Source organism: uncultured Lutibacter sp. (assembly GCF_937891065.1).
Taxonomy (GTDB): Bacteria; Bacteroidota; Bacteroidia; order Flavobacteriales; family Flavobacteriaceae; genus Lutibacter.
Genome location: NZ_CALAEQ010000057.1, coordinates 16,330 through 28,432, shown reverse-complemented (window position 1 = coordinate 28,432; position 12,103 = coordinate 16,330). Strand labels below are relative to the sequence as shown.

The window sequence follows — 12,103 nt, the reverse complement described above, 5'->3', positions numbered from 1 at the left end:
TTTTAACAAAATAATTAACCCTTATTTGGGTTTTAGAAGTTATTTTGGTTTATTTTGTAATTTGTAATATGAAAAAAATTGTTCAACTTCTATTTTTAATTTCTCTGAACTCATTTTCACAAGTTGGAGGTGAAAGTATTTATAATTTTCTAAATTTAACGGGTTCAGCAAAGCAAGCAGCTTTAGGTGGGAAAACATTAACTTTATTAGATGATGTGAATCAGCCTTTATGGAATCCCTCAACAATAAATGAAGATTTTGATAATCAATTATCTGTAAATTATTTAAATTATTTAGCAGATGTTAATTTAACTTCGGCATCATTTGCTCATATGATTAATCGAAATTTTGGAACCATTCACGCCGGTATCACTTATTTAAACTATGGAAAATTTATTGGAGCTGATGAAGAGGGAATAGAATCTGGAACTTTTAAAGCATATGACTTTTCTTTTTCTGTTGGTTATGCGTATAATATTATTCATTCAGATTTTTTTATTGGGGCGAATGTTAAATTAATTAATTCAGTTATTGAAAATTATTCCTCGTTAGGTATTGGTGCAGATTTGTCTCTTTTATATTATAACGAATATAATCCATATATTTTTACTTTAGTAGTTCGTAATATTGGATATCAAGTTACTGTATTTGATGAGACAAGAGAAGAGTTGCCTTTAGAAATAGATTTAGGAGCTTCTTATAAATTAGAAAATGTACCAATAATATTTCACTTTACTTTTGATAATTTACAAAAATGGGATATTTCAGAAAGTAATCCTTCTAACTCAATCACTGATATTAATGGAAATGAAACTACTGAGGAAATTTCGTTTTTAAATAATATTATGAGGCATTTATCTATTGGTGCAGAATTATTTCCAAAAGGGGCTTTCAATATTAGATTAGGATATAATTTTAGACGTGCAAAAGAATTACAATTAATTGATAAAAGGACATTTGCTGGTTTTACTGCAGGTTTCGGATTAAAAATGAATAAGTTAAAATTTAATTATGCATTTTCCAAATATCATCCAGCTTCAAATGCGAGCACATTTAGTTTACAAATAAATTTAAATTAAGAGATTTGAAAAAAATTACAATAGCTATAGACGGATTTTCTTCAACAGGGAAAAGTACTATTGCCAAGCAATTAGCAAATAAATTACAATATGTATATGTTGATTCTGGTGCTATGTATAGAGCGGTTACGTTATATGCAATGCAACAAGGTTTTATTTCAAAAAATGCCTTTAATTTTGATAAATTAATTTCAGATTTACCTAAAATTAACTTGATCTTTAAGTTTAATTTAGCACTTGGTTTTGCTGAAATGTATTTAAATGGTATTAATGTTGAAAATGAAATTAGAACCTTAGAAGTTTCAAAATTTGTAAGTAAAGTGGCTGAAATTTCGGAGGTTCGGAGAAAATTAGTTGAGCAACAGCAGCAGATGGGAGTTCATAAAGGTGTAGTAATGGATGGAAGAGATATTGGGACTGTTGTATTTCCAAATGCAGAATTAAAATTGTTTATCAATGCTTCAGCAGAAAAACGTGCTCAACGAAGATATGATGAATTAATTAAACGAGGTGATAAAGTAACGTTTGATGAAATATTTAAGAATGTTCAGTATAGAGATCATATAGATTCTACTAGAGAAGATTCACCCTTGATTATTGCTGATGATGCTGTTGAAATTGATAATTCAAATATGACTTTAAAGGAACAATTTAACAATATTTATAAAATTACTTTAGATAAAATTAATGAAGTAAGTTAAATACTCTTGTGATAATTGAATATTTGGGTTAATTCTTAATTTTTATTTCAAAATTTTTGATATCACATTAAAGTCAAATCTTTCTTTACCTATTTGAAAATCATGATTGCCAATATTTATAAAACCATTTTTTTATAAAATTGTATAGCTCTATGATTACTTTTAAGTACAGACAGCCAAATAAGCTGACTTCCATGTCTTGTTGCTTTTTCAATTAATTTAGTTTGTAACTCAAGTCCAATTTTCAGAGATAGAAAATCTTTAAGTACATATATCTTTTGTAATTGTGATGTATTTTTAGATTTAAGAAACTCAGAAGGTGAGTTTAATTTTAATTTAGCATACCCAACAGGTAATTCATTTACAAAAGCAATACAAAAAACGTTGTTACTATTATCAATACTTTTTCTTATTTTTTCAACTGAAAAAGTACGGTTGTAATATTCTAATAAATCATTAGAATCTTTAAAAAAGTGACTAAAATTTTCTGAAAATGTAACACGTCCTAAAATAGCAATAAACTGAGCATCTGAGATATTAGCTTCTCTAACTTCTATAATGTTCATATTTATTAAATTACTTTTACTAAGGAATATTTAAGTACTTATGTGTTTGTAAAGATATTTTCCATTGTGGATTTTCCATGACGTAATTAACAATTAAAGGAATCATTTCTTCGCGTTTACTCCATTCAGGTTGTAAAAATAATTCGCAATTTTCAGCAACCTTTAAAGCTTGTTCTTCTGCAAATTTAAAATCGTTTTTGTTAACGACAATTATTTTGAGTTCATTGGCTTTTGGATAAATAGCATCTAATGGTAATTTCGTTTTTTTTGGTGAAAGGCAAATCCAATCCCATTTCCCTGTTAATTTGTATGCTCCAGAAGTTTCAATGTGTGTTTTAATATTGTTTTTTAGTAGTGAATTTGTAATGTAATCTAAATTCCACATAGAAGGTTCACCACCCGTTACAACAACAGTTTTAGCATACTTTATAACATTACTAACTATATTATTTGTTTTAGTTGGAGGATGTAAGTCGGCATTCCAACTTTCTTTTACATCGCACCAATGACAACCAACATCACAACCACCAATTCTAATAAAATAAGCAGCTTTTCCAGAGTGAAATCCTTCTCCTTGAATGGTATAAAATTCTTCCATTAAAGGAAGCATTTCTCCTTTATTTATAAGTTGTTGTGTCGTTTCATCAATCATTTTGCAAATATAGGCATTCAGACTAATAATAAATAAAATCAACTTAATTTCTATTGAAATTTTTAATTTGATTTATATATCTTATTTTTAACAAAAATATTTAGAATGAATAAAGAAGAAGTTTTTTTTAATCATATAACGGAAGGTTATAAAACTAAAGGCGATTTTATAACATTTGGTTCCGCAATGTTAAATGGTACAACCATAAAAGAAGCCTTTGTAAAAGTTCCTTTAAAAACGTTGAATAGGCACGGATTAATTGCGGGAGCAACAGGTACAGGAAAGACAAAATCGTTGCAGGTAATGGCCGAGAATTTGTCTGAGAAAGGTATTCCTGTATTGCTAATGGATATAAAAGGTGATTTAAGTGGTTTAGCACAGCCAAGTCCAGGACATGCAAAAATTGATGAACGACACGCTGCTATTGGTTTGCCTTTTGATGCTAAAAAATTTCCAGTTGAAATATTGACTATTTCTGAGCAAAAAGGTACACGTTTACGAGCAACTGTTTCTGAATTTGGACCTGTATTGCTTTCAAGAATACTAGATTTATCGGATGCTCAAAGCGGAATAGTTTCTATTGTTTTTCAATATTGTGATGATCATAAATTACCATTATTAGATTTAAATGATTTTAAAAAAGTACTTCAATACGCAACTGATGAAGGAAAAGAGGAAATACAAAGTGAATATGGTTTAATTTCAAAAGCAAGTACTGGGGCAATTTTAAGAAAAATACTAGAAATTGACCAACAAGGTGGTGATTTATTTTTTGGTGAACGTTCTTTTGATGTTCAAGATTTAGTACGAGTTGATGAAAATGGTAAAGGAATAATTTCAATTTTACGTTTAACAGATATTCAAGATAAGCCAAAATTATTTTCAACATTTATGTTGCAATTATTGGCAGAAATATATTCAACTTTTCCAGAGCAGGGAGATAGTGGAAAACCAGAACTTGTCATTTTTATTGATGAAGCCCATTTAATTTTTAAAGAAGCTTCAAAAGCTTTACTTTCTCAAATAGAAAGTATTGTAAAATTAATTCGATCAAAAGGTATTGGGCTATTTTTTGTAACACAAAACCCAAATGATGTTCCTGAAGATATATTAGGTCAACTTGGTTTAAAAGTGCAACATGCCTTGCGTGCATTTACTGCAAAAGATAGAAAAGCTATTAAATTAGCAGCTGAAAATTACCCAAGTTCAGAATATTATGATGTTGATGAAGTATTAACTCAACTTGGAATTGGAGAAGCTTTTATATCTGTTTTAAATGAAAAAGGAATACCAACTCCTTTGGCTTGTACTATGATGCGTGCTCCAATGAGTAGAATGGATATATTAACGGATAAAGAGTTGAAGCAGCTTATTGAAAACTCTCGTATTTATTATAAGTATAATGAAACTATTGATAGGGAAAGTGCTTATGAAATTCTATCTGAAAAAATAGAAACTATAAATGAAAAGGAAGCTGTAGAGGAGAAGAAAAAGGAAGAATTAAAACGGTCAAAATCCACAAGTTCAAGGACGAGAACTAGAAAAAGTACACGTATGAATCCTATTTTAAAAGTGGTAACAAGCGCAACCTTTATTAGAGGTATATTAGGAATTTTAAAACGTGTGATATAATTTTTTTAGTTCGCAGTCAATAATAGTATATTTGTTGCGTTTATAGTTATGTTATATAAAAAATAAGTTGTTTATGTCAATTTTAAAAAGAATCATTTTTATAGTTTTAGTTTCATTTTTGTTTGTTCAATGTTCTAAAGAAAATAAATATTTAATTGAAAAAGGGAAAGTAGGATATTTAACTAAAGAGACAACAGTTTTAGAACTGAGTTCAATTTTTAAGAAAGATTCAATAGTTTCAAAATTACAGTTAAACGAACTAAATAATGAAGATAAATTATTTTCTTTGGATGATGATGAGTATGAGATTTTTTCATTGGAAGGTGATAAATTATTAGAAATTGCTCCTACAAATCAGAATGATTCTTTATCCAAAATAAAGAGTATTCAAATTTTTGATAGAAATTATAAAACAGAAAAAGGTATTTCTCTTCAATCAACATTTAAAGATATTAATGAACATTATTTAGTAAATAATATTGAAACCACGCTTACGTCCGCTACACTTTTTATTGATGAATTGAACGCTACTATTTCAATTGATAAAAAAGAATTAGGAATAAGCATTTTTAGTAGGGAAGAAGTTACTATTGATCAAATTCCTGATATTGCAAAAATAAAATATTTTACTATTTGGTTTAATTAATATGAAGCAAACAATAAAAACCACGGTTAAAAGAGCACCTAAAAGAGGTTTTTATGATAGTGAGACTATTTATAAGATTTTAGATGCTCATTTTATTTGTCAAATAGCATTTATTTATGAAGGCTATCCTGTAATTATTCCGACAATTTATGGGAGAAGTGAAAATGAGATTTATATTCACGGTGCATCTGTGAGCAGAATGATACTTAATTTAGAAAAAGGATTACCTATTTCAATAAATGTGACTCAAACAGATGGGATTGTTTTAGCACGTTCAGCTTTTCACCATTCTTTAAATTATCAATCGGTTACCATATTTGGTGAAGCAGTACTAGTTACTAGTGATGATGATCGTTACAAGGCACTCGAGATAATTTCAAATCAAATTATACCTGATCGTTGGGAGGAAGTTCGCTTGCCAAATGATAAAGAAATGAAAGCAACTAAAATTTTAAAAATAGCAATTACTGAAGCTTCAGCCAAAATAAGAACAGGTCCTCCAATTGATGATAAACCAGATTACGATTTACCTATTTGGGCTGGTGTATTACCTATAAACACTTCCTATAGTGCACCAATTGCTGATGCAGTTTTGGATAAAAATATTCCTTTACCTGAGAGTGTTAAAAAATTAATAGAGAATAAAGGATAATTTATTTTGTATTGAATTTAAAAATTAATTTTAAACATTTCTTATATCTAAAATTTGTCCATTTTTTAATTCTCCTGTAACATCCAAATGGTAAATTTTGTTGGCTACATCTTTAGGAGAAAGTAATTCTCCATGTTTGTGAAAATCAATAAAACGCTGAACAGATTTAAAATTTTCTTTAGGTGTATTTCTAACTTTAGTTTGCATATCAGTATCAACAATTCCAGGGTATATTGAAACTATGCTAATACCATTTTTAAGGTCTTTCTGTTCTTTTGAAATTACCTTGGTCATCATATCTATGCCTGCTTTTGAAGAACAGTATAGCGACCAACTTTCATAAGGATTTATGGCTGCACCTGATGAGATATTAAAAATTTGTTTTTTACAATTCCAATTTTTAGTTAGCTTAATAAATGTTGAGCTTAATATTAAAGGAGCGGTTAAGTTTACATTAATCGTGTAATTTATGTTTATGGGGGCTAAATTCTCAATAGTATTAACTGTGCCTAAATCACCAGCATTATTTATAAGTGTAATATGGGTTGTATTATTTTTATCGAAATGAGAGAATATTTCTATCATTGTATTTTCAATGGTATCTGTTTTACTTAAATCACATTGATATTGTTCTTCAAAATATAATTTGTCATTCTTAGTGCGTGAAATTGAAATAACCCGATATCCATTTTTATGATATTCATTAGCTAATCCAAGGCCTAAACCTTTATTTCCTCCTGTAATAATTACAATTTTTTTCATATAAATTAAGATTTTATATTTTTTTCGTACAAATCAATCCATTCTTTCATAGTTATTTTTTGCATTAATTCTGCAATTAAATCAAATGGAATTTCTTCGGCTTTTTTAAAACGAATACAACTTTTACCCATGTCTAATTTACGTTTGCAATGTTTTGGGTATTCAGCAACAAACCAATTTAGTAATTTTGGATTTGCATAAATACCGGAATGATATAAAGCAATAAAATTCTTTTGAGAAGCAATGTTTGCGAACGGTAAAGGTAAATTGGTGTCACAATGATACCCATCAGGATAGCTGCTTTTTGGGACTACATAACCAATCATTCCATAGCTCATTTGTTCTTCAAATCCTTTTGGTAAATTATGTAAAATAGTTTTACGTAATTTTTTAAAATAAGGGATTCTTTGCTCAGGAATTTGAGCAATGTATTCTTCAGGGTTTGTAGCTTTTATTTGCATAGTTGTAAAAAATGAGTACTATGCCAAGGTATAAATTATTTATAAAACTTTTTAGACTCGTTCCAAAATACATCCATTTCAACAAGTGACATATCGTGCAATGATTTCCCTATTTTTTTTGCTGCTGTTTCTAAATATTGAAAACGATTGATAAATTTTTTATTGGTGCGTTCTAAAGCATTTTCAGGATTTACATTAATAAAACGAGCATAATTTACCATTGAAAATAAAACATCTCCAAATTCAGCTTCAATTTTATCTGTATTGCCTTTTTCAATTTCAACATTAAGTTCATTTAATTCTTCTTGAACTTTTTCCCACACTTGTTCAGGCTTTTCCCAATCAAAACCTACACCAGCAACTTTTTCTTGTATTCTGTTTGCTTTTACCATAGAAGGCAGTGAAAGAGGAACACCTTCTAAAACCGAACTTTTACCTTCTTTTAATTTTAGTTTTTCCCAATTTTGTTTAACTTCTTCTTCGTCTTTTACTACAACATCACTGTAAATGTGAGGGTGACGATGAATTAGTTTTTCAGCAATAGCATTGGCAACATCAGCAATATCAAAATCATTTGTTTCAGAACCAATTTTGGCATAAAAAACAATATGAAGTAATACGTCCCCTAATTCTTTTTTAATTTCTTGTAAGTCGTTATTCAGAATTGCATCACCTAATTCATAGGTTTCTTCAATAGTTAAATGGCGAAGCGATTCAAAAGTTTGCTTTTTATCCCAAGGACATTTTAAGCGCAACTCGTCCATAATGTCTAAAAGACGGCCAAAAGCTTGGAGTTGTTGTTCGCGAGTATTCATACTATGCTTCTTCTGTTTCTTGCTCTTCTTCCTTTATTGCGGTAAAATCGAAATTTTTTGAAGCTAATAAGTTATACCACTGTAACACTTTTTTTATGTTTGAAGTATACACACGTTCTTCATCAAAGTTTGGTAAAATTTCTCTGAAATATGAAGTTAAAACTTTTCCGCTTTCTTTAGGGCTAATAGCTTCTTTTCCATTTTCTTTTTCACCAATAGATTTAAGAACTACACGCAATGGTATTTCTTCTTCATACGTATAAATAGCAATTTCATTTAATGCGCTAATATTGTGAGTTACCGTTACAGGGAACTTTTTACCATCTATCAATGATTCTACAATAATACCTCCTTTAGATTGTGCTTTAATTTCGTGCAATCCTGGTTTTCCATTAATTGCTACTATATCTTTTAACTCCATATATTTATTATTTTTTTAAAAAGGGAAATTTCATTCTGTAACTAGGATTCACTTTTCCTTTTGATATATTATCTAATTTTTTTTTAATTAATCTTTTTTTTAAAGATGAAATTTTATCAGTAAATAAAATTCCTTCAATATGGTCATACTCATGTTGAACAACTCTTGCAGCTAAACCATCTAAAACATCCGTGTGTTTTTCAAAATTTTCATCAACATATTCAATAGTGATTTTTTCTTGTCTAAATACATCTTCTGTAACTTCAGGAATACTTAAACAACCTTCATTAAAAGCCCATTCATCACCTTCTTCCTTTATAATTTTAGCATTTATAAATACTTTTTTGAAATTTGCTAAAAAATCACGTTCCTTATCATCTAAATCTTCGTCTTTTTCAAAAGGTGAAGTATCAACAATAAATAATCGAATTGCTTTTCCAATTTGAGGAGCAGCCAAACCAATACCATTTGCATTTACCATAGTTTCCTGCATGTTCTCAATAAGCTGCGTAAGATTTTCATAATCTTTATCAATTTCAACTCCTACTTTTCTTAAGACAGGATCTCCATATGCATAAATTGGTAATACCATATTCTTTTTTTTGGATTGCAAAAATACAAAAGATTAAATGAATAATAAAATGTTGTGAATTCAATTTTAAAAGAACTAGTAATTTTATATAGTTAGGTGGTTATCGTATGCGTTTATAATTGAGTGCTTTAACCTTATTTTCAATTGTTTAGATGCTTTATATTCAATATTTACACTTTAATATTAGTTTTACCTAAGGGTTCCAAAGAATCGGTTCCTGTACTCTTTAACGTTACCTAAAAAGAACCCAAAGGATCAATTCTAACAATGCGTCCTTGTACAAGCGCATCTCCAATGGCTAAGGAAAGCAACATAATTAATCCATAACAATCTCCAATATTCATTATTTAATTACTAAAAGACACAGGTTATTGGTTAATTTTTCATAAATTTAATGATACCAAATAAAAATTGCGTAGTTGGTGAAAAGTTGTTAAAAAAAATAAGGACCTATTAAATTAAATACGTTTATTCTTAAAATTAGAGTAATAAACAATTAGTATTGTTCGCATTTACCAATTTAAAAGCAATTTAAATAAATTGAAATGCAAAATGGAATCAAAACCAACCTATCAAGATTTAGAAAATCAGCTTGCTAAGTTCAAAAAACCGCATGAAATTAGTCATCTGAATTCTGCTACTCAAAACGAGCAAATATACCATTCGCTATTTAAAAATATGACAGAAGGATTTGCACATTGTCAAATGCTTTATGAAAATAATGACCCCGTTGATTTTATATATCTTGAAGTAAATCATGCTTTTGAAATTTTAACAGGTCTGAAGAACGTAGTAGGAAAACGTATTTCTGAAGTTATAGTTAACCATAAAAATGAAAATCAGGAACTATTTAATTTATATAACAGAGTTTCTAAAACCGGAATATCCGAAAGAGTTGAAACTTTTGTACCGCCTTTAGAAATATGGTTTTCCATTTCAGTTTACAGTTTGCAAAAAGGAGAATTTCTTGTGATTTTTGATAATATTACCGAACGTAAGAAGTCGGAGGAGGTGCTAAGAATCAGTGAGGCTAAATTTCGTGGGTTATTTATTCAATCACATATTGGAACAGCCATTGTTGGTTTAGATAAATGTTTTATTAAGTGTAATGAGGCATTCTGTCGTTTTTTAGGTTATTCAGAGGAAGAGTTAATAGGTAAAACAATTGCTGACTTTACATATCCAGAAGACAAAGAGATAGGTATGAAAGAATTGAAAATGATAGTAAAAGGAGATATTGAATCTACGATGGTGCAGAAACGCTACTTGCGAAAAGATGGCGTTGTTGTGTGGGGTGAGCTTACTATCAGTATTGTTCAAGGTGAGGATACTAGACCACTTTATTTTTTACCCATCATTCAAGATATTACTGAGCGACACATGGCTGAACAAAAGTTAAAAGAAAGTGAGGCCAGTTTAAAAAAACTGAATGCTACTAAAGACAAACTTTTTTCAATTATAGCGCACGATTTAAGAAGCCCGTTTAGTGGCATTCTAGGCTTTTCTGAACTATTAAAAGAAAATTTAAAAGAAAGGGCTATTTCACAATCTGAAAAGTATGCAGCCTTTATAAATTCATCAGCAAAAAATACACTTGTTTTACTTGATAATTTGTTAAATTGGGCAAAATCTCAAACAGGTCAAATTAGTTTTAATCCCCAAAAAATTGTTTTGTCTTCAAGTATTCAGGAAATAATAGAAATAATTAATTCACAAGCAAAAATTAAGAACATTTCATTACATAAAGTTCAATTAGATGAAATTGAAGTTTATGCCGATGAAAATATGCTTAGGATAATTTTACAAAATCTTATTTCCAATGCCATTAAATTTACAAAATCAGGGGGAAATATAAATATTGTAGTAATTTCAGATGAAAACCAAGTTGAAATTTCTATTTCCGATAATGGAATTGGGATAGATAAAGAAAAACTTAAAACATTATTTAGGATATCTTCAAATGAATCTTCCTTAGGCACAGCAAATGAAAAAGGTTCAGGCTTAGGATTGGTTCTTTGCAAAGAGTTTGTGGAAAAACAAGGTGGTATAATTTGGGTTGAAAGTGAAGATGGAGAAGGAAGTGACTTCAAGTTTACGTTGCCTTTATATAAACTATAATGAAAAAACAATAAAAAGGTTTAGAACACTTCATAATAATCTATGCTTACAATTAAACTAAATATAAAATGACAAACATTTAACAATAGATTTGCTTTAATCTAATAATATCAGATTATTCAGTAGTACATATCTTATAAAAACTTGTAGGTAGCAATAACTTAAAAATGAACATAATTTACTGAAATTAAGAAATTTATAAAAACAAAAATGGAAGACCAAACAGATAATTATTTAGACAATCATTATATCCATAGAAGTAATTGGTTGAGAGCAGCTGTTCTAGGTGCAAATGACGGAATTCTTTCAACAGCCAGTCTTGCAATTGGTGTTGCAGCGGCGAGTGATAATAGAGAATTAATTGTTTTTACAACTTTAGCGGGATTGGTTGCTGGTGCGTTATCTATGGCTGCAGGAGAATATGTCTCTGTAAGTTCTCAAACAGATATAGAGAAAGCTGATATTGAAAGGGAAAAGCAAGAGTTAATAGAAATGCCAGAATTGGAACTACAACGGTTGGCCGAGATTTATGAAAAAAGAGGTCTAAAAAAAGAAACTGCACTAACAGTTGCAAAAGAATTAACTGAACACGATGTTTTAGGAGCACATATTAGAGATGAATTAGGGATCAATGAAATAAGTCAAGCTCAACCTATTCAAGCAGCTTTCGCGTCGGGAGCGGCTTTCACAGTTGGTGGAGTGCTACCACTTTTAGTAGCTCTCTTTTTACCATTAAAAAGTATGGAGTATACACTCTATGGGTTTGCACTTTTCTTCCTTATAATTTTGGGTTCCTTGGCTGCTAAAACAGGTGGTTCTAGTATGGGGAAAGCAATTATTAGAATTACATTTTGGGGAACTATTGCAATGGGATTAACTGCTTTAGTTGGTTATATGTTTAATGTTAATGTCGGATAATTGTTATGAATAGATAAAAAGTCAAAATATTCTTCCACCAAAATATTTTGTAAAAAGAGTACTAAAATATTCTGTTTTTTCAATTTAC

Annotated in this window: 14 protein-coding genes; 7 read left to right on the top strand and 7 right to left on the bottom strand. The window is 29.2% G+C overall.

From position 1 onward, the window contains the following. The first annotated feature begins 68 nt into the window (after nucleotides 1-68). Together porQ and cmk are read left to right on the top strand one after the other, a co-directional pair. Complete coding sequence (porQ, locus tag Q0352_RS03565) at nucleotides 69-1,079, top strand: type IX secretion system protein PorQ (RefSeq protein ID WP_299523738.1); 1,011 nt, start codon at nucleotides 69-71, stop codon at nucleotides 1,077-1,079. Between the two features lie 5 nt (nucleotides 1,080-1,084). Beyond that, entirely contained in the window at nucleotides 1,085-1,780 is a 696-nt protein-coding gene (cmk, locus tag Q0352_RS03560; RefSeq protein WP_299523735.1) for a (d)CMP kinase, read from the top strand. Nucleotides 1,781-1,896: 116 nt separating this feature from the next. Here the strand turns inward: cmk and Q0352_RS03555 are convergent, their stop codons facing one another. Then, nucleotides 1,897-2,346: a GNAT family N-acetyltransferase gene (locus tag Q0352_RS03555; RefSeq protein ID WP_299523732.1), complete on the bottom strand. Its 450-nt coding sequence runs from the start codon at nucleotides 2,344-2,346 to the stop codon at nucleotides 1,897-1,899. 19 nt (nucleotides 2,347-2,365) lie between these two features. After that, complete coding sequence (locus Q0352_RS03550; RefSeq protein WP_299523729.1) at nucleotides 2,366-2,998, bottom strand: 7-carboxy-7-deazaguanine synthase QueE; 633 nt, start codon at nucleotides 2,996-2,998, stop codon at nucleotides 2,366-2,368. Between the two features lie 105 nt (nucleotides 2,999-3,103). Between Q0352_RS03550 and Q0352_RS03545 the strand changes: the two genes are divergently transcribed. From Q0352_RS03545 to Q0352_RS03535, 3 genes are all read left to right on the top strand, one after another. Then, nucleotides 3,104-4,630 carry a helicase HerA-like domain-containing protein gene (locus Q0352_RS03545; RefSeq protein ID WP_299523726.1) on the top strand — a complete coding sequence of 509 codons (1,527 nt, stop codon included), beginning with the start codon at nucleotides 3,104-3,106 and terminating at the stop codon, nucleotides 4,628-4,630. A 73-nt stretch (nucleotides 4,631-4,703) separates the two neighbouring features. Continuing rightward, entirely contained in the window at nucleotides 4,704-5,276 is a 573-nt protein-coding gene (locus Q0352_RS03540) for a hypothetical protein (protein WP_299523723.1), read from the top strand. A 1-nt stretch (nucleotide 5,277) separates the two neighbouring features. Continuing rightward, a complete protein-coding gene (locus tag Q0352_RS03535; protein ID WP_299523720.1) occupies nucleotides 5,278-5,928 on the top strand; it encodes a pyridoxamine 5'-phosphate oxidase family protein in 651 nt (216 codons plus the stop codon). A 30-nt stretch (nucleotides 5,929-5,958) separates the two neighbouring features. On the opposite strand, the gene Q0352_RS03530 is transcribed toward Q0352_RS03535, so the two are convergent. From Q0352_RS03530 to def, 5 genes are read right to left on the bottom strand one after another with little or no spacing between them, the layout of a single operon-like run. Beyond that, nucleotides 5,959-6,690, bottom strand: coding sequence for an SDR family NAD(P)-dependent oxidoreductase (locus Q0352_RS03530; protein WP_299523717.1), 732 nt, complete (start codon nucleotides 6,688-6,690; stop codon nucleotides 5,959-5,961). 5 nt (nucleotides 6,691-6,695) lie between these two features. After that, the gene (locus tag Q0352_RS03525) at nucleotides 6,696-7,151 is read right to left on the bottom strand and encodes a DUF1801 domain-containing protein (protein ID WP_299523714.1); all 456 of its coding nucleotides are present in this window, start codon (nucleotides 7,149-7,151) and stop codon (nucleotides 6,696-6,698) included. A gap of 35 nt (nucleotides 7,152-7,186) precedes the next feature. Continuing rightward, on the bottom strand, nucleotides 7,187-7,966 hold the full coding sequence (mazG, locus tag Q0352_RS03520; protein WP_299523711.1) for a nucleoside triphosphate pyrophosphohydrolase: 780 nt from the start codon (nucleotides 7,964-7,966) through the stop codon (nucleotides 7,187-7,189). 1 nt (nucleotide 7,967) lies between these two features. Continuing rightward, nucleotides 7,968-8,387 (bottom strand): DUF5606 domain-containing protein, encoded by a 420-nt coding sequence (locus Q0352_RS03515; protein WP_299523708.1) that lies wholly within the window; start codon nucleotides 8,385-8,387, stop codon nucleotides 7,968-7,970. Between the two features lie 7 nt (nucleotides 8,388-8,394). Further along, nucleotides 8,395-8,979 carry a peptide deformylase gene (def, locus tag Q0352_RS03510; RefSeq protein WP_299523705.1) on the bottom strand — a complete coding sequence of 195 codons (585 nt, stop codon included), beginning with the start codon at nucleotides 8,977-8,979 and terminating at the stop codon, nucleotides 8,395-8,397. A gap of 552 nt (nucleotides 8,980-9,531) precedes the next feature. Here def and Q0352_RS03505 point away from each other — a divergent pair. Together Q0352_RS03505 and Q0352_RS03500 are read left to right on the top strand one after the other, a co-directional pair. Further along, nucleotides 9,532-11,097, top strand: coding sequence for a PAS domain S-box protein (locus tag Q0352_RS03505; RefSeq protein ID WP_299523701.1), 1,566 nt, complete (start codon nucleotides 9,532-9,534; stop codon nucleotides 11,095-11,097). A 210-nt stretch (nucleotides 11,098-11,307) separates the two neighbouring features. Beyond that, complete coding sequence (locus Q0352_RS03500; RefSeq protein WP_299523698.1) at nucleotides 11,308-12,015, top strand: VIT family protein; 708 nt, start codon at nucleotides 11,308-11,310, stop codon at nucleotides 12,013-12,015. Nucleotides 12,016-12,103: the final 88 nt, after the last annotated feature.